The following is a 19341-nucleotide window of genomic DNA, read 5'->3' as shown; positions in this document are numbered from 1 at the left end:
GCCGGGTTACTCCCAGGTATCGTCCAGTTCGCCGGGATCCCGGCGTCCACGACCAGAGGGGCCGAGCCGATGCGCATCGCTGGATCCACCGTCCTGCTCACCGGGGTCACCGGCGGCATAGGGCGCACCATCGCACGCCAACTCGCCGATGCCGGTGCGACGTTGATACTGACGGGGCGACGCGCGGAGGTGCTGGAGCCGCTCGCGGACGAGCTGGGCGCCCGCGGCGTCGTCGCGGACCTGGCCGACGCCGGGCAGGTCACCCGGCTCGCGGAGGAGGCCTCCGGCGCCGACATCCTGGTCGCGAACGCAGCACTCCCCGCCAGCGGCGACCTGCTCGACTACACGCCCGGGCAGATCGACCGCTCCCTCGACGTGAACCTGCGCGCGCCCGTCATGCTGGCTCGCCTCCTGGCCCCGCGCATGGTGGAGCGGGGCCGCGGCCATCTCGCGTTCGTCGGCTCGATGTCGGGCAAGGCGGCCACGCCGTCCGCGTCCCTCTACTCCGCGTCCAAGTTCGGGCTGCGGGGCTTCGCCCTGGGCTTCCGGCAGGATCTGCACGGGACCGGGGTAGGCGTCTCCGTCGTCCAGCCGGGTTTCGTACGCGACGCGGGCATGTTCGCCGCCACCGGAGCCGAACCGCCCGGCGGGCTGGGGACCGTCACGCCGGAGCAGGTCGCCGAGGGGCTCGTCCGGGCCGTGGAGCGGGATCTGTGCGAGGTCAACGTCGCTCCGCTGAAGCTGCGGCTGGGCGCGGCGATCGCCGGCCAGTTCCCCTCGTTCGCGGCGAGGATCCAGCGCCGCAGCAACTCGCAGGACACCATCAGCCGGATAGTCGAGGCGCAGCGCGCCTCGCGCTGAAGGCCGGGGCGCCGGGCCTGCCGCCGCGCTGGTCCGCGCCTCCCCGCGCTACCCCTCCGACGGGCCGAGCACGTACTGCGCGAGGGTCTCCAGGACGCGCTCGTCCTCGGCCTGCGGACGCATCGATCGCGGTTCGCCCCGGTAGGTGTCGAACAGGACGTGGGTGGCGCCGAGTTCTGCCAGCTCGTCCAGGTCGCGCCTGACCTGGTCGAGAGTGCCCTGCCCGGCAAGCCGGGTCTCGTCCGGGAGCGGCGCGTCGGTCAGCAGCAGCGGCAGCCGGGGCGCGAACTGCGGTACGGGACGGCCCGCTTCGTCCGCGAAGCGGCGGAGCGCCGGCAGCGCTTCGTCGCGGAACCACGCGATGCGCTGGTTGAGGGGGTGCCACGCGTCGCCGTACTTCACGGCGCGGCGCAGGGCGGCCTTGCTGCCCCCGCCGATCCACACGGGAGGGGTGCGCACCGGAAGCGGGCCGGTCGACACGTCGTCGAAGGAGACGAACTCCCCGTGGTGGGAGATCTTCTCGTGCCGCCAGGCGCGGGTGACGACGTCCAGGTACTCGTCCGTGACGGCTCCGCGCCGCCGGAACGGCACGCCCAGCGCCGCGTATTCGGTCTCGCTCCAGCTCACGCCGACGCCGAAGATGAAGCGCCCGCCGCTGAAGTTGTCGATGTTCGCGACCGCCCTCGCCGTCAGCAGCGGGTGCCGGAAGGGCAACACCGTGACGGTGGTGCCGAGTTCGATCCTCTCGGTGCTTCCGGCCAGCCAGGCGAGAGTGGTGAAGGGGTCGTAGAAGGGTGCCTCGTACTGCTGGGCCACCTGCTCGGTGACGGCGACGTGGTCGGAGATCATGGCGAAGCCGAAGCCGCGCTCCTCCGCGTACCGCGCCCACCGCAGCAGGCTCGAAGGGCCGGTTCTCCGGCCGAAGTTGAGGATGTTGATCCCGTAGCGCACCCAGTGTCCCCGATCTTCGTCCCGCCGGTTTCCGCATGTCCGAAGGCTCCGGCGTCGTCCCCGGAACCCTCCGCCCCCGCCTCTCCCGGCGGCAGTGCGGCCACCGCCCTCCGCGAGGAGGCCACGAGGACGAAGGTGACGCTGATCAGCAACGCCCACGCGGCGGCCTTGGAGATGGTGACGGGCTGCCAGCCGTCGAGTTGGTCAGGGTAGCTCCATGCGCCGGCGAAGGTCGCCGCGTTCTCCGCGACCCAGAGGAAGAAGCCGATGAGGACGAACGACACGCACAGCGGCATGTGGTGGCGGCTCGCGCCGACGCGGTAGCAGACCCGGGAGCCCGCCGTCGCCCACAGCAGGGCGGCGGCCAGCGGCCAGCGGAGGTCGGGAAGCCAGTGGTGGGTGAAGAAGTTGAGGTAGACCGCCGCGGCGAGCACCGCCATGATCCGCGGACGGTACCCCGTGAGGTGCAGGTCCATCATCCGCCATGCCCGGCACACGTAACTGCCCACGGCGGCATAGAGGAAGCCCCCGTAGAGCGGGACGCCCGCGACCTTCGTCAGCGCGGCCTCCGGGTAACTCCAGGAGCCGAGCCGCACCTTGACCAGCTCGAAGAGCAGGCCGATGACATGGCACGCGGCTATCACCACCGTGTCCCGTGAGCCGTCCCAGCCCAGCTTCCGGGCGAGCACGGCGAGCAGCACGCCGTAGACGAGGACGAGGTCGTAGCGGGCGACGGGGAGTTCCGGCAGCAGCGCCGAGACGGCGATGCCGCCGATCAGGGCGACGGCGAAAGCACAGCAGCGCGCCTGCAGCCAGGCGAAGCGCAGCAGCTGCCCGATCACGCGCGAGATCCCGTCCATGCAGGCAGGGACGCCTGTCGTACCCGTGCGGTTCGCCGCCCCGGCCGGTGCTTCACCGCGGGTGACGGAAGGACGCGGAGAGTCGCCGCGCGCCATTCGGGGCCGGGGAACGGGATCGGAGCGGGGACGACAGGTGCCAGGACGGCGGCCGCGAGGGCGGGGCGCGGCGAAGGCGCCGGCCCCCGGAAAGCCGTCGAACCCCGCACGGGACGCTCCTAAGCTGCCCGCATGTCGCACACCAAGACCTCGTACGTCTGCCTGCCCTGCCGGGCCTCCTACAAGCAGCCGTACGCGGGCACCCACCGGAGGCTCTGCCCCGGGTGCGCCCGGCCCCTCGTCCACGCCGGATCCGCCTTCGCGGCTCCGCCCCGCAGGGACCGGCGGGCCTGGCGGACGCTCTCCGTGCTGTTGAACGCGGGGGTGCGCTTCCACAAGTCGTGCTGCGGCGGGCCGGGTTACCGGCCCCGCACTCTCAGGGAGGTGCGCGAACGGATGGCCTACGCGCGCGCCACGGGAGAACCCTTCGCGCGGTCGCTGGTCCGCTGCGGCTGCGAGCTGGTCTGACATCGACGCGTCCGGGACGGCCCGTCCGGCGCGCGGTTCGCGCCTGACGGCCTGCTGACCAGGGCGCCCGGACGGTCGTATGGTCGCCGTACCGGCCGGACGGACGGGACCGGGCCCGCACGGGTGTCCGCACCCCGCCCGCGCCCGGGCCTTGGTCCCGCGCGGACCGGACACGCTCGACAGCGGACGACGAACAGCCAGGGCGGCCGGAGGTCGCCCGGAAGGAGGACCCGGTGGGCGGCTACGAGGATGTCTTCTCAGCGAGCGTGTCGGACCGTGAGCGGTTCTGGCTGGATGCGGCCGCCGCCCTGGACTGGCACAAGGCGCCCGCCAGAGCTCTCGACGACTCCCGTCCCCCCTTCTACCGGTGGTTCCCCGACGGGGAGCTGAACGTCTGCCACAACGCCCTCGACCGCCACGTCGAGGCCGGACGCGGGGACCAGGCGGCCCTGGTCTACGACTCCCCCGTCACCGGGACGAAGTCCGTCTACTCCTACAGGCGGCTCCGCGACGAGGTCGCCGCGTTCGCCGGAGCCCTGCGCGCCCTGGGGGTCGGCACCGGCGACCGCGTCGTGATCTACATGCCGATGGTGCCGGAGGCCGCGGTCGCGATGCTCGCCTGCGCGCGGCTGGGCGCGGTGCACTCAGTGGTCTTCGGCGGCTTCGCCGCGAGGGAGCTCGCCGTGCGGATCGACGACGCCGAGCCCGTGGTCGTCGTCTCGGCGTCGTGCGGGATCGAGGGCTCCCGCGTCATCGAGTACAAGCCCCTGCTGGACGCGGCCGTCGGCATGGCCTCGCACAATCCCGCGAAGAACGTGATCCTGCAACGCCCGCAGGCGCAGGCCGAGTTGGGCGAGCATGACGTCGACTGGGCGAGCTCGTGCGCCGCCGCCTCGCCCGCGGACCCGGTTCCGGTCAAGTCGACGGATCCCCTCTACGTCCTCTACACATCGGGCACCACGGGGAAACCGAAGGGCGTCGTGCGCGACAGCGGCGGATACGCCACCGCGCTCACCTGGAGCATGGCCAACGTCTACGACGTGGGGCCGGGGCAGACACTCTTCACCGCCTCCGACGTCGGCTGGGTCGTCGGCCACTCCTACATCGTCTACGCACCGTTGCTGGCCGGGGCGACGTCCGTGCTGTACGAGGGCAAGCCCGTGGGCACCCCCGACGCCGGGCAGTTCTGGCGTGTGGCGAGCGAGTACGGGGTGCGCTCCATGTTCACCGCCCCCACCGCCTTCCGGGCGCTGAAGAAGGAGGACCCGGAGGGCGCCTTCACGCGGGGGTACGACCTGTCGAAGCTGAAGTACCTCTTCCTCGCCGGTGAGCGGCTCGACCCCGAAACGTACCGCTGGGCCTCGGAGTTGCTCGGCATTCCCGTCATCGACCACTGGTGGCAGACGGAGACGGGCTGGCCCATCGTCGCCAACCCGGCGGGGATCGAACTGCTGCCGCTCAAGCCGGGGTCGCCCACGAAGCCGCTGCCCGGGTGGGACATCCAGGTCCTCGACGGCGACGGGAAGCCCGTGCCGCCGGGCACCAACGGGGCGATCGTGGCGAAGCTCCCGATGCCTCCGGGGGCGCTGCCCACGCTGTGGAACGACGACGAACGGTTCCTGTCCTCGTACATGTCGGCGTTCGAGGGCTACTACCTCACCGGGGACGGCGGGTACCTCGACGAGGACGGCTACCTGTACGTGATGGGCCGTACGGACGACGTCATCAACGTGGCCGGACACAGGCTCTCGACGGGCGGGATGGAGGAGGTCCTGGCGAGCCATCCGGACGTCGCGGAGTGCGCGGTCATCGGAGTGGCGGACCAGCTCAAGGGACAGGTCCCCCGCGGGTTCGTCGTTCTCAAGTCCGGGGTGGACGCGGCCGCCGAGGGCTATACCTCCCGGCTCCAGGCGGAACTGGTCCAGCTGGTGCGCGACCAGGTGGGGGCGGTGGCCTCGCTCAAGGACGTCGCGGTGGTCACGGCGCTCCCCAAGACACGGTCGGGGAAGATCCTGCGCAAGGCGATGCGGAACATCGCCGAGGGCACCGAGGAGCCCGTCCCCAGCACGATCGAGGACCCGGCCGTGCTGGACGCGCTGCGCCCGGCGCTGCGCAAGGAGTAGAAGGCGCACGGCACTTGGCGGAAGTCGGAGTCGCCGGGAGTCGGGATCGGTGAGAGCCGGAGCTGCCGGGGACGGGACTGGCGGGAGACGGGGGACGCCCGCGGCTCCGGCGCCTGTCCCCCGCGCACACCGGCATGAGGCGCGGCGCCACCGCCCCGTCGACGCGTACCGCCGTCACGTGGACGCTGCGACCGAGGTCCCCTGCGGGGCGGGGGCGGCCGGCGCTGCGGCTTCGAATGCCGCCCTGTGACGCTGCCGCGCTCTGCGCATCTCGCGTGCCCACAGCCGCGTCACGGCCGCGTCCGAGTACCGCTTCGCGGTGCGGCGGGCCTGACCGCGCATCCTGGCGATCTCCTTCGCGGGCAGGCCGGCCAGCCGCACGACGGCCTCCGTCAGCTCCGCGACGTTCCCCTGCTCGACGAGGAAGCCGTTCCGGCCGTGGGTGATGACGTCGGCAGGCCCGTAGGGCACGTCGTAGGCGATCGGAAGGCAGCCCGCGGCCATGGCCTCGATCAGCACGAGGGGCAGCCCCTCCGTGCTGCCGGTGAGGAGGACGAAGGACGCCCCGGCCAGCTGGTCGCGCGCATCGGGGCGGTGCCCCAGCAGCCTTACGCGGTCGCTCACTTCGAGCCCGTCCACCAGCTTCCGCAGCGCCCGCCGCTCCGCACCGCTTCCGTACACGTCCAGCGTGAGATCACCGCCCGCGCGTGCCGAAGCGGCCGCCACGGCGCGGACAGCGTGACCGACACGTTTGCGGCGGGTGAGGGAGGCGATGACGACGCCGCGTCCGGGCGGCCGTTCGGGGTCAGGCCGCCTCGACGGTACGACGTTCCTGCTGTTGGGAACCGTGCAGAGGTTGGGAGACGGGCCGAACATCGCCTCGACGTCGGCCTTCTGCCGCGGCGTGAGGAGAACGACCGCGTCGAAGCTTCCGAGTTGCTCGAAGACGGGGCGCCGGGACTCCTTGATCCGGCCCGACTGCCGCCCCTCCCCGTCGAGATGGGAATTGTGCACCACGTGGAGCGTCACGGCGCGCCGACGGCGGTAGGTGAGCATGAACCGCGCGACCGGCTTGCTGTCGACGACGAGGAACGAGGGTTCACCCTCGCGCACCAGGTCGAGCCACAGCCGGTAGAACGGCCAGATCGCCCCCCAGGCCCGGACCGGGCGCCCGGCGGTGTCGCACAGCACCACGGAGCGTCCGCCGAGCCGGCCCTCGGTATGCGTGTCGCGGCGGTCGCTCAGCAGCAGCGAGCCGTCCGCGCGGTAGTGGTCGGTCTGCAGCACGGTGCCGTCCGCTGCCCGCCGTGTCCGGTGCATCACCGTTCCCTCCCGCAGGACGCTCTCGCGGGCGGGTCCGCTCCCTAACGGGGTGAAGGCGAGCCCGCCCGGGACGGGCGCGCCGTCAGGCCGCGGCAGCGGATGCTCGCGGAACCAGTCGTAGAGGTTGAACAGCCGCATGCCGGGGGTCAGTTCGCCGTCCTCGCGGAGCCGGTGCGCGAGCGACGGATAGTCGGGGCGGGCGTCGAAGGTGAGGACGTCGACCGGTCGTCTCCCGAGGCGTACGAGGGCGCGGCTGCGGTGGAGCATCGCGCTGGTCATGCCGCCGAAATCGTCGCGGATCCCCCACGTCAGCGCGAACTGGCGCCCCTTCGGAAGACCTTTCCGTACACCGGGGAACAAATCGGCCATGCCCTCAGCGTAGCGTCCCCGGACGGTCCCCCGGCCTGACCAGGCTCTCCGTTGCGATATCCGCACGGGCAAGTACCCGAAGACACAGGCGGTTTCGCCGAGGGCAGGCGACGCACCGCGCGGCGGCCCTCCGCCCCACTCCGTCACAAGTGACGCGGGGGACCATGCTCTGGGGCCCTCCCGGCCCGTACGGCACGGCACCGTGCGCGGGCTCAGGCAGCGGCGTCAGAAGCCGGGCCTCGTCTCATAGCGAGACCCGAGATCGGGGTCGTCGGGGTGCTGCAGTTCGGTCGCCAGTCCCTGGACAGCCGTCAGATCGTGCATCAGGACGCGCGTCTCTTCCAGGGGCCGTGCCGCCGCACGCGCGACCTCCCCCAGCATCACGGCGGCCCCGCCGTTGGCCGCCTGGGCGTCGGCGAGGGCCTGATAGACCTGCTCGTGCTCCTCGGTGTAGCCAGGGTGGCCGCGCCCGCGGAACGTGGGCCACGGCTCTACGGCGCCGCCCCGGCCGCCCCCTCCCGCCGCCGGCCTGCTCACGCTGCCCTGCTTGCCCTCGTGGATGTGGGCGGTCCTCTCCTCGTGGCTGTGCGAGCGCCGGGGGACGTGGGTCCGCTGCTTCGACGCGCCCGTCGTGGTGTGCTCCTCGCTGGGCGTCTCTCCGGCACGGCGCGCCCTGAGCGCGGCCGCGCGCCGCTGCACCTCGTTCCCCTCCTTCTTCTTCCGCACCATCGGAGTCACCTCCCGTCCTGCGCGTGCGCTCCGGCACGGCTCCCGCTCCCGGCACCGGACCCGCCCGGAGGCGGCCGGCTGCCGTACGTGCCTGGCGGGTACCCCCGGTCGGCCGCGGCAATACGGGCCCCGCCGTGCCGCCCCTCAGACCTCGCCGGCACCCCGGGAGGAGGGCTCCAGCTCCAGTACGGCCTGGACGGGAAAGTGGTCACTGGGGTACCGGCCCCCCGGCGCGAACGTGTTGATCTTCGTCGAGACCGTGCGGACCCCGGGCGAGGTGAGGATCCAGTCGATGCGGGGGCCCGGCGCCGGCCCCTTGTAGTCGTGCCAGGTGCGGTACTCGGCGCTGCGGCGCTCCGCCGGTGCGGCCGTCCAGGAGTCGGTCATCTCGCCCTCCCGCAGCAGGATGTCGTGGACACCGCCCTCCCCCGCGTCCGCCGGAACGTTGAAGTCGCCGGTCAGGACGCGCGGCAGCCCCGGCTCGAAGGGCACCAGGGGTGCGGCCGGCCGGCGCATCTGGTCGACGAGCAGCCGGGCGCCGCCGAGACGGGCCTCGTGGCTGGCGTTGTCGAGGTGCGTGTTGAGCGCGTAGAACTCGCCTCCCCCGACGAGATCGCGGAAGCGCACCCAGGTCACCATGCGCGGAGAGCCCGAGTGCGGCCACTTCCCGCCGACCCTGTGCGGATCGTCGAAGATCCAGAAGTGCTCGTACTCGACGGGCGCGAGGCGGCCGCTGTCGTAGAAGACGGCCATGAACTCACCACGGCTGCCGCCCTCCCGGCCCATGCCTATCCACTCGTAGCTCTTCCCGGACCGCTGGAGGTCCGTGTGGACGTCCCGCAGCTGTCCGTGGACTCCCTCCTGGGTGCCGATGAGGTCGGGGGCCTCCCGCGTCAGGAGCTCCGCCATAGCCGGGCGGCGCAGGGGCCACGCGTGCGGGGAAGCGCTGTCGTAGTCGGCGTAGCGGAGGTTGAACGTCATCACGTGAAGTTCCATGGCACATCCGTACCACCGTCCGGCAGGCGCCTGCCGGACGCGTTCCGGATGACTTCCCCCTGTTCACGGGCCGCGCCGGGGACGCGCGACGGTGTACGGGGTGCACCACTTCGGCAGCCGAGGTGAAGATCGCGTAACGCATTCCTCTTACACGTGAACGGTGTTCGCGCTAGCGTGCGACCCATGACAGCGCGGTCCCCCGCTCCCGTGGCACTGGCAGGACGGTACGTCGTGCTGGAGCCGCTCAGGCTCGACCACGTCCCGGATCTCTACATGGCGCAGCGCGGCCTCGAGACCGACTGGGGCTGGCTGCCGGTGCTCGCGCCGCGCTCGGAAGCCGAGATGCGCCTCATCGTGGAGCAGCGCCTCGCCCAGCAGGCCGCGGGGGGCGCCTTCCTCTTCACGGTGCTGCAGGCCGGTACGCGGCGGCCGGTCGGCTGGATCGCCTACCTCGACATCTGCGTGCTCGACCAGCGCCTCGACATCGGCTGGTACTGGCTCGGCGCTTCGCTCTCCGGCACCTTCGCCGCCGTCGAGATCCACCTGCTGCTGATGCAGCACGCCTTCCACCTGGGCTTCACGCGGGTGCAGTGGCAGTTCGACGACCTGGACCGCACGAGCCACAGCACGATGGCGCAGATCAACGCCGTCCGTGAGGGGCTGCTGCGCCGGCACGTGCGACGTCCCGACGGCTCGTGGCGCGACACCGTCGTCTACTCGGTACTCGCCCCCAAACGGTCCGTTCCGGCGGGCGGTTTCGCACCGCCTGCCCTGCCCGCGCCGCCGCCGGCACTGCCCGCACCGCCTCCGCCGAGGCAGGTCCAGGCCGCCGCTCCCGCTCCCGTCCGCTGGCCCGCGGCCGGGGCGACGGGCATGGGCCGCCCCCGCGCGGGACTGGGCCCGGCCGCAGTCCGCCGCCCGCAGTGACCCCCTGCCGGACTCAGTGGGGCAAGCCCTTGGTGGCGAGGCGCTACCCGGGCTGTCACTCGAAGCGTGAGGTGTCGCCCGCTCCGCGCCGTACGATCTCGACGCCGCCGCCGGAGAAGTCGAGCACCGTGGTCGGTTCGGTGCCGCAGTCGCCGGAGTCGACCACCGCGTCCAGCACGTGGTCGAGCCGCTCCTTGATCTCCCAGCCCTGCGTCATGGGCTCTTCCTCGTCGGGCAGCAGCAGCGTGCTGGAGAGCACCGGCTCGCCGAGCTCCGCGAGCAGGGCCTGCGTCACGGCGTGGTCGGGGATTCGGACGCCCACCGTCTTCTTCTTCGGGTGCAGGAGCTGCCGCGGCACCTCCTTCGTCGCCGGGAGGATGAAGGTGTAGCTCCCGGGCGTAGCGGCCTTGACGGCCCGGAACACGTCGTTGTCGACGTGCACGAACTGGCCGAGCTGCGCGAAGTTCTGGCAGACGAGCGTGAAGTGGTGGCGGTCGTCGAGGTTGCGGATCGACCGGATCCGGTTGATGCCGTCGCGGCTTCCCAGCTGGCATCCCAGCGCGAAGCAGGAGTCCGTGGGGTAGGCGACGAGCGCGCCGGAGCGGATGCTGTCGGCCACCGTGCTGATCGTGCGGCGTTGCGGATTCTCGGGGTGCACGTCGTAATACTTGGCCATCCACCGACCCTACGTGATCACGACGGATCAACCCCCGCGTCGGCCCAACCGGGCGGCGCGAGCACGTCGTTGGCCGGGCGGGCTCCGCGACCGCCGCGTTTGACGCGCCGCTCGGGTGCGTGCCGTACACGCCCCCGTCTCCCCCGGCCGGGCCGCTCAGCCGGCGTCCGCGAGTTCCGCGATCACCTCTGCGTGGCAGGGCAGGGGGGCGCACCAGCACCCCAGCCGCCGCCCGCGCAGTCCGGGCAGGAGAGCGAGGAGGCCGGGGCGTCCGAGGAGGTGCGCGCGGTACTGCTCGATCACCTCCTCACGGGTGCCGTCCGGCCGGGCCGGAAGGGGGACGCCAGGGGGGAGCCCTCCAAGTGCCGGCCGCCCCGGCGCATGGGGCGTCCGACGTAGACCACGTCCTCGTAGCCGGGGTCGCCGAGGTGCCCCTTGAGGTTGACGACCGTGGTGCTGCTCATGTGCTTCCGCTCCTCTCCTCGGTCTCGGGTCGCCGCGCCGTCAGCCTGCGTCCGGCAGCGCGCACCGAGAGGGCGCGGCAGGGGCGGTAGGTGCCTGCGGGCGGCGCGGCGGGAGGGCTGCCGTCACTCGCCTTCCGGCGACTCGCCCGCGGCCCGCCGGAGCAGCGGGGCGAGGCGGTGCCCGACCAGCTTCTGCATGACGAGGGCGGTGCTCGTACGCTCCACGCCCGGGCTGGCGAGGACCTGCCCGGCGATGCGGTACAGATCGTCGGCGTCGACGGCCACCACGCGCACCAGCACGTCGGTCTCGCCGCTGAGGCCGTCGACCTCCACCACCTCGGGAATCTCCCTCAGCACGTCCGCCACCTCCTCCAGCCGCCGCTGCGTCACCCGTGTGGTGATGACCGCCGACATGGGGTAGCCCAGCGCCGCCGGATCGATGCGGCGCTCGAACGAGTGCAGCACCCCCCTGCGGTCCAGCTTCGCCAGCCGTGCCTGGACGGTGTTGCGGGACAGGCCGAGCCGCTGGGCGAGCGCCATCACCGGTGCGCGCGGCTCGTCCGCGAGGGCGAGCAGCAGCCGTGCGTCGACGCCGTCGAGGGGCTCCTCGCCTGTCACTCTGCTCAACCTCGCCGTATCGGGGGGTGGTTTGACTGGGCATATTGCTCAGTGGATGACACACAACTTGTGCGGTCATCATCGTCCTGCTGTCATTCAGATGCAATCTGCTGACTTCTCTGCTTCGGATGGACGCCATGACCACGGAAACCCAGGCTGCAGCGGACCGGCCCGGCTCGGTGGCGGCGGGGCCCGCCGAGAGGGACCTCGACGTGCTGCGGGCCGTCGAGCAGCGGGTCCTGTGGCTGTCCACGGCGATCATCGACCACGCCAACCGCGTCCGCCCGAACCCGACGGGCCTGAAGGTCGGCGGCCACCAGGCGTCCAGCGCCTCCATGACGTCGATCATGACGTCGCTCTGGTTCCACGAACTGGGCCCCGAGGACCGCGTGTCCGTCAAGCCGCACGCTTCGCCCGTGCTGCACGCCGTGAACTACCTCCTGGGCGAGCTGGACGAGTCCTACCTGACGACGCTGCGCAGCTTCGGCGGCCTGCAGAGCTACCCGAGCCGCGAGAAGGACCCGGACCCCGTCGACTACTCCACCGGCTCGGTGGGCATCGGCGCGACGGCACCCATCTGGGGGGCAGTCGCCCGCCGGTACGTCAACGCCCGCTTCCAGGACGGCGGTTCGGGACGCCAGTACTCCCTGATCGGTGACGCCGAACTCGACGAGGGCGCCTGCTGGGAGGCGATCCTCGATCCCGGCGTGGCCGAACTCGGCGAGGTCGTCTGGATCGTCGACTTCAACCGGCAGTCCCTGGACAGGGTCGTTCCCAACATCTCGGCCACGCGGCTCCAGGGCATGTTCGCCGCTGCCGGCTGGCAGGTCATCACGGTCAAGTACGGCCGCCTTCTGGAGAAGCTGTTCGCCGAACCCGGCGGCGACGCACTGCGCGCGCGTATCGACGAGATGACCAACCCCGAGTACCAGCGGCTGCTGCGCTGCTCGGCGACGCAACTGCGCGAGAGGCTCCCGGGGTCGGGCCCCGGCAGCGACAAGATCGCCGCACTGCTCGAAGGGCTGGACGACGCCTCCGTCGACGCCGTCATCCGCAACCTCGGAGGCCACGACCTGGGCGCGCTGACGGACGCGTACGCGGCCATCGACGACACCCGTCCCACGGTCGTGTTCGCCTACACCGTCAAGGGCCACGGCCTCGCGACGGCCGGCCACCCGCAGAACCACTCGGCCCTGCTGACCGGCGATCAGATGACGGAGCTCGCACGGAACGTCGGCGCCGATCCGGAACGCCCCTGGGAGCGGTTCCCGCAGGGCAGTCCCGAGGCCGGCTTGTGTGAACGCACGGCCGCGCGCCTCCGGCGCGACCCGGCTCCGCTGCAGCCTCCGCCCGCGGTCCCCACGGATTTCAAGCGCACCCCCACGGGCAGCGGCTCGACCCAGCAGGCCCTCGGCCGGGCCCTGCTGGACCTGACGCGGCAGGCCCCCGGGACGGCGCGGCACGTGGTGACCGTCAGCCCGGACGTCGCCTCGACGACCAACCTCGGAGGCTGGCTCAACAAGGTCGGCACCTGGTCCCCCACCGAGCGCCGGGACTGGTTCGCCGACGACGCCGAGACGATCCTGCACTGGCGGGAGCAGCCGGGCGGGCAGCACATCGAACTGGGCATCGCGGAGACCAACCTGGTGGGCCTTCTGGGCGAGCTCGGCGCCACGTGGAGCAGGTGGGGCAGGCCGCTGATGCCGATCGGCGTGGTCTACGACCCGTTCGTGGGGCGCGCGCTGGAGCCGTGGTCCTTCGGGATGTACGCGGGCGGCCAGTCCATCCTCGTGGGCACGCCGTCCGGCGTCAGCCTCGCGCCGGAGGGCGGCGCCCACCAGTCGGTCATCACCCCCTCGATCGGCCTGGAGCAGCCGGGCTGCACCGCCTACGAACCGGCCTTCGCCCTCGACCTGGAGTGGTGCCTCCTCGCGGGGCTCTCCCGCCTCGGGAAGCCCGACGGCGGGTCGACGTACCTGCGGCTGTCGACCCGTTCGGTGGACCAGTCGCTGGCCGGGGTGCCGGCCGACCCCGCCGCGAGGGAGCGCCGCCGCAGGCAGACCGTCGCGGGCGGCTACATGCTGCGCCGGCATGCCGACCCGTCGCTGACCATCGCCGCGGCCGGCGCGATGGTGCCGGAAGCACTCGCCGCCGCGGACCGGCTCGCCGAACTCGGTGTGGGCGCCGACGTCGTGTCCGTCACCAGCGCGGACCTCCTCTTCCGGGCGGTGCGCGCACGGCAGGGGCTGGAGGAGGGCTCCGACTGGATCCTCGGACAGATCTTCCCGCCCGAGCGCGCCAGGCCCATGGTCACCGTCCTCGACGGGCATCCCCACACGCTGGCGTTCCTGGCCGGGATCAACCAGGTGCCCAGCCGCACCCTGGGAGTGACCGGGTTCGGCCAGAGCGGCACCCTCACCGACGTCCACCGCCACCACGGCATCGACGCCGACGGGATCGTCGGTGCCGCCCTGGACCTGACGGACTGACCGGCCGGGCGCCGCCTCGCCGGGACGCCCGCGCGATACGGCGGGAGGGCGCGTGCGAGCCGGCGGCCCGTGCAGCGCGGGCCTGCCGGCCCTGCGGTGTCAGCGTGCCGCGGTGACCTGGCTCAGGACGCACAGCCAGCGGCCGCCCCGCCGTACGAAGACGTCGGTGGTCCACTCGTCGGCCTCGAAACGACGGCCCTGGTAGTGAGCCGTGTTCGTCACCCGTCCGGTGAAGAGCGCGGTCTCGCCGTACACCTGAATCCTCGGGCGGCCGGTGAGCTCCATGGCGGAGTGCGTCAGATCGCCCGACTCGACGTACGAGAGGAACTGGGCTCTCGGTGAGACGCCCGTCTCGGAGACCATCACCCACTCGTCGGCCATGAACTCGGCGATGCGTTCGGGGTCGTCGGAGACGATCGCCGCCGCCCAGTCCGCCGCGACGGCGGTGAGCTGCTCACGGGCAGCCCCGGCTCCCGGATCTCGCTGCTGCGCGGCCGCGCCGTCCGCCTCGGTCATCCCCGGACCGTACACCGACGGCAGCGGGCGTGCGGACGGACGGCCGGTCCGTGTGGACGACCCGTCAGGGCAACCGGTCAGGACACCCGTCAGGGCAGGCGGCCGGTCAGGTCAAGTCATGGCCCATTCTCACCACCTGACGCAGCTAGCCCGCGCGCAAATATATAGCGCGTTTGCAATTACATGCGCACGCAAGTACGGTCCGGACCGTCCCCTTCTGCGACTCAGAAGCCACCGCACCGACCCGCGTCCGCCGCTCGCGCCGGACGCCGTGAAGGAAGGCCCTCATGCAGATCGACCTCTCCGGCAGGACCGCCGTCGTCACCGGATCCACCGCCGGCATCGGGAGGGCCATAGCGGTCGCGCTGGCCGCCGCCGGGGCCGACGTCGTGGTCAACGGACGCGACGAGGAGCGCACCGCGGAAGCCGCCCGCGCGGTCGCCGCGGAGGCGGGCTCGGACGCGGTGCGCCCCGTCGCGGCGGACGTGTCCACGGCCGAGGGCACCCGGCGGCTGATCGAGGCGGTGCCGGACTGCGACGTCCTTGTGAACAACACCGGCATCTTCTCGGCCGCACCGGTCTTCGAGATCCCCGACGCGGAGTGGCAGCGCTTCTTCGACGTCAACGTCCTCAGCGGCGTCCGGCTGGCACGCCATCACACTCCCCGCATGGCCGGCCGCGGCTGGGGGCGTGTGCTGTTCATCAGCAGTGAGTCCGCCGTCATGACGCCCACGGAGATGGTCCACTACGGCATGACGAAGACGGCCCAGCTCGCCCTCTCGCGCGGCATGGCCCAGGAGGTCGCGGGCACCGGCGTCACGGTCAACTCCGTCCTCCCGGGACCGACGCTGACTCCCGGCGTCGAGGAGTTCATCAACGACCGCGTCGGACCGGGCACTTCGTTCGCCGAGGCCGAGCGCGCGTTCATCGAACAGGAGCGCCCGACCTCGCTGCTGGGCCGGCTGATCCGTCCGCACGAGGTCGCCGCCCTGGTCCTCTACGCCGCCTCCGAGCAGGCGTCCGCCACCACGGGGGCGGCCCTGCGCGTCGACGGCGGCGTCGCACCGACTCTCATCCCGTGACTGCCGGCGCCGCGCGCCGTCGCCGTGCCGTGCCGTGCCGTGCCGTGAGCCTCCTTCACGTCCGCGGGCTTCCACGACGCGTACCACCCCTGCATCGGCGCGGTGTGGGCGTAGGGGGTCGCGGTGCGCGAGGAGTTCGAGGGCGCCCGCTGGCGCCACGGGCGTTCGGCTGGGACGGGTGGGACGGCTCGGACCGGTGCGCCGTCTGACGGGACGGGCGGCCGCCCACCGCGTGACGCCGCTCAGCCGGCGTCGTCGAGGACCGCGCGCAGACGGCCTGCGAAGTCCTCCGGCCGGCCCGGGTAGCCGGACTCGGGGCCGAGGAAGCCCCCGTGGTGGCTGGGGAAGACGGCCGCCCGCCGGCCGAGCAGCTCGGCCGTGGCCTCGGAGGTGCGTCCGGTGAGCGTTGCCCTCGACTCCTCCCCCACCGCGATCACGATCCGGGTCGCCGACGACCTGAGCGCCTGGACGTCCGGCCGGTAGCCGCTGACGGCCCAGGACCTGTCGGAGAGCAGCGGGTCGTCACGGGAGCCGTCGTCGCCGGTGGGCAGGCCCGTCGACGCGGGATCCGGGGCGGGCCGGGCGAAGTAGTCGCCGGTGAACTCGCCCTGCCAGCACGTCATCGCGACGAAGGCGGCCATCCCCGCGCCCCAGCCCTTGCTCTCGTAGGCGTCCCGCACCTCTGCGCGGGCCCGCTCGGCCGCCGGGGCGTCGGGGAGCACCGTGAGCAGCGGGGGCTCGTGCGCCACCAGGACGGTCACGTCGCCGGGGTACTCGGTGACGAGGGCGAGAGCGGTCACGGCGCCGCCGCTGCTCGCGAACATCTCGACGGGGCCCGCGCCGAGCGCCGAGATGAGGGCGTGCACGTCGCCGGCCTGTGTCAGCGGCTCGTGGTCGGAGCGGCCGTCCTTGCGGGTGCTCCGGCCGAGGCCGCGGGGGTCGTAGGTGACGACGGTGCGGTCGGGGAAGTGCGGGGCCAGCGCCGCGAAGCCGGAGGCGTCCATCGGCTGGCCGATCATCATCAGCGGCGGTCGGCCGCCGTCGGGCGGAAGCGGGCCGCGCACGTCGTAGACGAGGTCCGCCCCGGGTGTCTCGAGCTTCTCGGTGTTCATACGGATGCCGACTCACACGGCGCGGAGAACTCATCGCGTTCCCGGCCCACGCTCAGGACGGAGGCGCGGACTTCTCGTAGCGGGCGCGGGCGGGCCGTACAGTCGCCGCGAAATGCGGTGGCGGGCCCGGGTATCCGGCGGTGACGATGGCGCCGTGGAAGCCTTCCTGGAGACCGAACGGCTCGTGCTGCGTCCGTTCACGGCCGCGGACGCCGGCAACCTGCTCGCGCTGCACAGCGACCCGGACGTCATGCGCTACATCAACGGCGGCAGGCCGGCCGACCGCGACAGCATCCGGGAGCGCACCCTGCCGAAGCTGATGCGGGAGTACCCGTGCATCGACACGCGGGGCTACTGGGCGGCCGAGGAGAAGGGCAGCCGCGTCTTCCTCGGCTGGTTCGAGTTCAGGCCCCTGGACGAGCGCGACGCCTCCGTGGTCGAGCTCGGATACCGGCTCAACAGGAGCGCATGGGGCCGCGGTTACGCCACGGAGGGCTCAAGGGCCCTCATCCGCAAGGGATTCGAGGAGCTCGGCGTGGTGCGGGTCACCGCGAACACCATGGCGGTCAACGCCGGTTCCCGGCGCGTCATGGAGAAGTCGGGCCTGTCGTTCCTGCGGAGCTTCACCGGTGACTGGCCGGAGGCCATCGAGGGCTCCGAGCACGGCGATGTCGAGTACGCCCTCACCCGGGCCCAGTGGGTGCGTCGGGCGTAGCGTCCGAGCTGCGGGACGCGCGGGCTCGCCTCGAAGTCGGTGCCGGAGCCGGCGTGTTGACGCAAGACGGGCTGCTCCCGGCGGCCGGTACCGCGCTGCTCGCGACTGCCCTCGCCCATCTCCGGGCGAGCGGGCGGGCGTTGGCGAGCGCCCGCACCGGACCCGGTGAGCGGCCGTCCCTACGTAACAGGTGGTACCCCGCGCCGGTGACCGGGTGACGGTCCGCGGGCTTACGCCTGCCGGCCCGCCGCCGTGAACCGGCCTGCGGCTGCTGCGCGTCCGTCACAATCGACGGACCCGCCCCGACCCCGCGAGGAGAGACCGCAGCATGAGCGACCTTTGGCGCGTACTCGTCACCGGGTCCCGGACGTGGGACGACGAGGAGCGGGTCGCCGGCGCCCTCCTCGAAGCCCGGGACGACGCACTCCGGGACGGGGCAGGCGGCATCGTCGTCGTCCACGGCGCCCGCCCTGAGGGCCCGGACGCGCAGGCGGCCGGCTGGTGTGCCGCCAACGACGTCCCCGTCGAGGCCCACACGGCCGACCGGGAGACGTTCGGCCACGATGCCGAACACGTACGCGACCAGCGCATGGTCAGCGCCGGGGCCGATCTGTGCCTGGTCTTCGTCGGTCCCTGCGCCTCCGTCAGGTGCCGCCGCCCCAAGCCGCACAACTCCCACGACGCGAACGCGTGCGCCGCCCTCGCCGCCGAAGCCGGTATCCCGGTCAGACGGTGGACGGCGTAACGGCGTAACGGCTCGACGGCAGGACCAGTGAGGCGGTGCCGCGCCGCCCTCCGTCCGGACGTTCCGCCCCGCCACGCGCGCAGCGCCTGCCGCCGGACGGGAAGCCGGCGTCGTCCCTCTCCCGCCGTCCCGCCCGGCGGCGGGCAGTGGGGCGGCGTGGCGGTCCGCGACGCGTCCCGGTGCCGTGTTGGACTGGTCCGAGTGCTGGTCATGGCGGTGCCGAGCGGCGTCGCAGCACTGGACATCCTGGACGGTCCACGGCGGAACATCGAGGATTCGGAGGCGGTGGCCCGTGGCGGACTCGCGAGACGACGAACAGCTCGCCGGGCGGCTGGTGGCGGTGGCGGCGCTCGGGCTGGTGCTCATCGTTCCGCCGCTGCTCGCACAGTTCGACCGTGAGGAACTCGCGTTCGGCGTCCCGCTGCTCTGGGCCTACCTGTACATCGTCTGGGCGGTCGTGATCGGGCTCGTCGCCGTCATCGGCGGCAGATCGAAGTAGCGCCGTGCTTCAGACCTGGGTGATCGTCGCTGTCTCGGTGGGGTACCTCGGTCTGCTCTTCGCCGTGGCCTTCCACGCCGACCGACGGGCCGACGCCGGCCGGAGCGTGATCAACAACGCCACCGTCTACGCGCTCTCCCTCGCGGTGTACGAGACCGCGTGGGGCTTCTACGGCAACGTGGGCACTGCGGCCACGGCCGGAGTGGGCTTCCTGTCGGTCTATCTCGGGCCGATGGTCATGTTCGCGCTGGGCTGGCCGGTACTGCGGAGGATCATCCGGGTCAGCCGTCGGCTGCGGATCACCTCGCTGGCCGACTTCGTCTCCGCCCGCTACGGGAAGAGCGCCGCGCTGGGCGGCCTCGTGACGATCATCGCCGTCGTGGGGATCGTCCCCTACATCTCGCTGCAGCTCAAAGCGATCTCCAACACCTTCGAGATCCTCCGCAGGCACCCCGAGATCACCTCCACCTCCAAGCTGGGCTACGTCCCGCTGTTCCAGGACACCGGGTTCTACGTGGCGCTGCTGCTCGCGGCGTTCACGATCCTCTTCGGCACGCGGCACCTGGACACCACCGAGCGCCACGAGGGCATCGTCGCGGCCGTCGCGTTCGAGTCCGTGGTGAAGCTGCTGATGTTCCTCACGGCCGGGATCTTCGTGACCTTCTGGGTGTTCGGAGGGTTCGGCGACCTGTTCTCCCAGGCCGCGGACGCCGGTCTCAGCG

General features: G+C 72.4%; 17 protein-coding genes and 2 pseudogenes. 9 read left to right on the top strand and 10 right to left on the bottom strand.

Annotated elements, in window-relative coordinates:
• The first annotated feature begins 69 nt into the window (after window positions 1-69).
• Window positions 70-861 (top strand): SDR family NAD(P)-dependent oxidoreductase, encoded by a 792-nt coding sequence (locus tag IEY56_RS01670; RefSeq protein ID WP_189035215.1) that lies wholly within the window; start codon window positions 70-72, stop codon window positions 859-861.
• A gap of 48 nt (window positions 862-909) precedes the next feature.
• Here IEY56_RS01670 and IEY56_RS01665 read toward each other — a convergent pair whose 3' ends face one another.
• Window positions 910-1710: a TIGR03619 family F420-dependent LLM class oxidoreductase gene (locus tag IEY56_RS01665; RefSeq protein WP_229711457.1), complete on the bottom strand. Its 801-nt coding sequence runs from the start codon at window positions 1708-1710 to the stop codon at window positions 910-912.
• A gap of 209 nt (window positions 1711-1919) precedes the next feature.
• Window positions 1920-2672, bottom strand: a pseudogene (locus IEY56_RS01660) (DUF817 domain-containing protein); the annotation flags it as partial.
• A 228-nt stretch (window positions 2673-2900) separates the two neighbouring features.
• Here IEY56_RS01660 and IEY56_RS01655 point away from each other — a divergent pair.
• Together IEY56_RS01655 and IEY56_RS01650 are read left to right on the top strand one after the other, a co-directional pair.
• A complete protein-coding gene (locus IEY56_RS01655; RefSeq protein ID WP_189035212.1) occupies window positions 2901-3236 on the top strand; it encodes a deoxyxylulose-5-phosphate synthase in 336 nt (111 codons plus the stop codon).
• Between the two features lie 233 nt (window positions 3237-3469).
• The gene (locus IEY56_RS01650; RefSeq protein WP_189035211.1) at window positions 3470-5359 is read left to right on the top strand and encodes a propionyl-CoA synthetase; all 1890 of its coding nucleotides are present in this window, start codon (window positions 3470-3472) and stop codon (window positions 5357-5359) included.
• Between the two features lie 174 nt (window positions 5360-5533).
• On the opposite strand, the gene IEY56_RS01645 is transcribed toward IEY56_RS01650, so the two are convergent.
• From IEY56_RS01645 to IEY56_RS01635, 3 genes are all read right to left on the bottom strand, one after another.
• Window positions 5534-7051 (bottom strand): glycosyltransferase, encoded by a 1518-nt coding sequence (locus tag IEY56_RS01645; protein ID WP_189035210.1) that lies wholly within the window; start codon window positions 7049-7051, stop codon window positions 5534-5536.
• 225 nt (window positions 7052-7276) lie between these two features.
• Window positions 7277-7780 carry a hypothetical protein gene (locus tag IEY56_RS01640; RefSeq protein WP_189035209.1) on the bottom strand — a complete coding sequence of 168 codons (504 nt, stop codon included), beginning with the start codon at window positions 7778-7780 and terminating at the stop codon, window positions 7277-7279.
• 144 nt (window positions 7781-7924) lie between these two features.
• Complete coding sequence (locus tag IEY56_RS01635) at window positions 7925-8776, bottom strand: endonuclease/exonuclease/phosphatase family protein (protein WP_189035208.1); 852 nt, start codon at window positions 8774-8776, stop codon at window positions 7925-7927.
• A 183-nt stretch (window positions 8777-8959) separates the two neighbouring features.
• Here IEY56_RS01635 and IEY56_RS01630 point away from each other — a divergent pair, with 183 nt between their 5' ends.
• A complete protein-coding gene (locus tag IEY56_RS01630) occupies window positions 8960-9703 on the top strand; it encodes a GNAT family N-acetyltransferase (protein ID WP_189035207.1) in 744 nt (247 codons plus the stop codon).
• Between the two features lie 55 nt (window positions 9704-9758).
• On the opposite strand, the gene IEY56_RS01625 is transcribed toward IEY56_RS01630, so the two are convergent.
• The 3 genes and pseudogenes from IEY56_RS01625 to IEY56_RS01615 form a co-directional block, all read right to left on the bottom strand.
• Window positions 9759-10379, bottom strand: coding sequence for an L-threonylcarbamoyladenylate synthase (locus IEY56_RS01625; protein ID WP_189035206.1), 621 nt, complete (start codon window positions 10377-10379; stop codon window positions 9759-9761).
• 156 nt (window positions 10380-10535) lie between these two features.
• Window positions 10536-10843: pseudogene (locus tag IEY56_RS29015) on the bottom strand (DUF4326 domain-containing protein).
• Between the two features lie 123 nt (window positions 10844-10966).
• Window positions 10967-11470 (bottom strand): Lrp/AsnC family transcriptional regulator, encoded by a 504-nt coding sequence (locus tag IEY56_RS01615; RefSeq protein ID WP_444544885.1) that lies wholly within the window; start codon window positions 11468-11470, stop codon window positions 10967-10969.
• Between the two features lie 128 nt (window positions 11471-11598).
• Here IEY56_RS01615 and IEY56_RS01610 point away from each other — a divergent pair, with 128 nt between their 5' ends.
• Window positions 11599-13950 (top strand): thiamine pyrophosphate-binding protein, encoded by a 2352-nt coding sequence (locus IEY56_RS01610; RefSeq protein WP_189035204.1) that lies wholly within the window; start codon window positions 11599-11601, stop codon window positions 13948-13950.
• Window positions 13951-14049: 99 nt separating this feature from the next.
• Here IEY56_RS01610 and IEY56_RS01605 read toward each other — a convergent pair whose 3' ends face one another.
• Window positions 14050-14466 carry a nuclear transport factor 2 family protein gene (locus tag IEY56_RS01605; RefSeq protein WP_189035203.1) on the bottom strand — a complete coding sequence of 139 codons (417 nt, stop codon included), beginning with the start codon at window positions 14464-14466 and terminating at the stop codon, window positions 14050-14052.
• A gap of 287 nt (window positions 14467-14753) precedes the next feature.
• On the opposite strand from IEY56_RS01605, the gene IEY56_RS01600 reads away from it, so the two are divergent.
• A complete protein-coding gene (locus IEY56_RS01600; RefSeq protein WP_189035202.1) occupies window positions 14754-15548 on the top strand; it encodes an SDR family NAD(P)-dependent oxidoreductase in 795 nt (264 codons plus the stop codon).
• A gap of 242 nt (window positions 15549-15790) precedes the next feature.
• On the opposite strand, the gene IEY56_RS01595 is transcribed toward IEY56_RS01600, so the two are convergent.
• Entirely contained in the window at window positions 15791-16660 is an 870-nt protein-coding gene (locus IEY56_RS01595; RefSeq protein WP_189035201.1) for an alpha/beta fold hydrolase, read from the bottom strand.
• A 154-nt stretch (window positions 16661-16814) separates the two neighbouring features.
• On the opposite strand from IEY56_RS01595, the gene IEY56_RS01590 reads away from it, so the two are divergent.
• The 3 genes from IEY56_RS01590 (at window position 16815) to IEY56_RS01580 (ending at window position 18619) form a co-directional block, all read left to right on the top strand.
• A complete protein-coding gene (locus IEY56_RS01590; RefSeq protein ID WP_189035200.1) occupies window positions 16815-17375 on the top strand; it encodes a GNAT family N-acetyltransferase in 561 nt (186 codons plus the stop codon).
• A gap of 328 nt (window positions 17376-17703) precedes the next feature.
• Window positions 17704-18120 carry an SLOG family protein gene (locus tag IEY56_RS01585; protein WP_189035199.1) on the top strand — a complete coding sequence of 139 codons (417 nt, stop codon included), beginning with the start codon at window positions 17704-17706 and terminating at the stop codon, window positions 18118-18120.
• Between the two features lie 292 nt (window positions 18121-18412).
• The gene (locus IEY56_RS01580) at window positions 18413-18619 is read left to right on the top strand and encodes a hypothetical protein (RefSeq protein WP_189035198.1); all 207 of its coding nucleotides are present in this window, start codon (window positions 18413-18415) and stop codon (window positions 18617-18619) included.
• The last annotated feature ends 722 nt before the right edge of the window (window positions 18620-19341 follow it).

The organism is Streptomyces daqingensis (assembly GCF_014645895.1).
Lineage (GTDB): Bacteria > Actinomycetota > Actinomycetes > Streptomycetales > Streptomycetaceae > Streptomyces > Streptomyces daqingensis.
The sequence above is the reverse complement of the archived record's forward strand: the minus strand, read 5'-3'. Positions and strand labels throughout refer to the sequence as shown.

What these genes read in the sequence shown, in the direction of transcription:
- IEY56_RS01670 (WP_189035215.1), top strand. Translation starts at nt 70, where the DNA reads ATGCGCATCGCTGGATCCACCGTCCTGCTCACCGGGGTCACCGGCGGC.
- IEY56_RS01665 (WP_229711457.1), bottom strand. Translation starts at nt 1,710, where the DNA reads ATGATCTCCGACCACGTCGCCGTCACCGAGCAGGTGGCCCAGCAGTAC.
- IEY56_RS01655 (WP_189035212.1), top strand. Translation starts at nt 2,901, where the DNA reads ATGTCGCACACCAAGACCTCGTACGTCTGCCTGCCCTGCCGGGCCTCC.
- IEY56_RS01645 (WP_189035210.1), bottom strand. Translation starts at nt 7,051, where the DNA reads ATGGCCGATTTGTTCCCCGGTGTACGGAAAGGTCTTCCGAAGGGGCGC.
- IEY56_RS01640 (WP_189035209.1), bottom strand. Translation starts at nt 7,780, where the DNA reads ATGGTGCGGAAGAAGAAGGAGGGGAACGAGGTGCAGCGGCGCGCGGCC.
- IEY56_RS01635 (WP_189035208.1), bottom strand. Translation starts at nt 8,776, where the DNA reads ATGGAACTTCACGTGATGACGTTCAACCTCCGCTACGCCGACTACGAC.
- IEY56_RS01630 (WP_189035207.1), top strand. Translation starts at nt 8,960, where the DNA reads ATGACAGCGCGGTCCCCCGCTCCCGTGGCACTGGCAGGACGGTACGTC.
- IEY56_RS01625 (WP_189035206.1), bottom strand. Translation starts at nt 10,379, where the DNA reads ATGGCCAAGTATTACGACGTGCACCCCGAGAATCCGCAACGCCGCACG.
- IEY56_RS01610 (WP_189035204.1), top strand. Translation starts at nt 11,599, where the DNA reads ATGACCACGGAAACCCAGGCTGCAGCGGACCGGCCCGGCTCGGTGGCG.
- IEY56_RS01605 (WP_189035203.1), bottom strand. Translation starts at nt 14,466, where the DNA reads ATGACCGAGGCGGACGGCGCGGCCGCGCAGCAGCGAGATCCGGGAGCC.
- IEY56_RS01600 (WP_189035202.1), top strand. Translation starts at nt 14,754, where the DNA reads ATGCAGATCGACCTCTCCGGCAGGACCGCCGTCGTCACCGGATCCACC.
- IEY56_RS01595 (WP_189035201.1), bottom strand. Translation starts at nt 16,660, where the DNA reads ATGAACACCGAGAAGCTCGAGACACCCGGGGCGGACCTCGTCTACGAC.
- IEY56_RS01585 (WP_189035199.1), top strand. Translation starts at nt 17,704, where the DNA reads ATGAGCGACCTTTGGCGCGTACTCGTCACCGGGTCCCGGACGTGGGAC.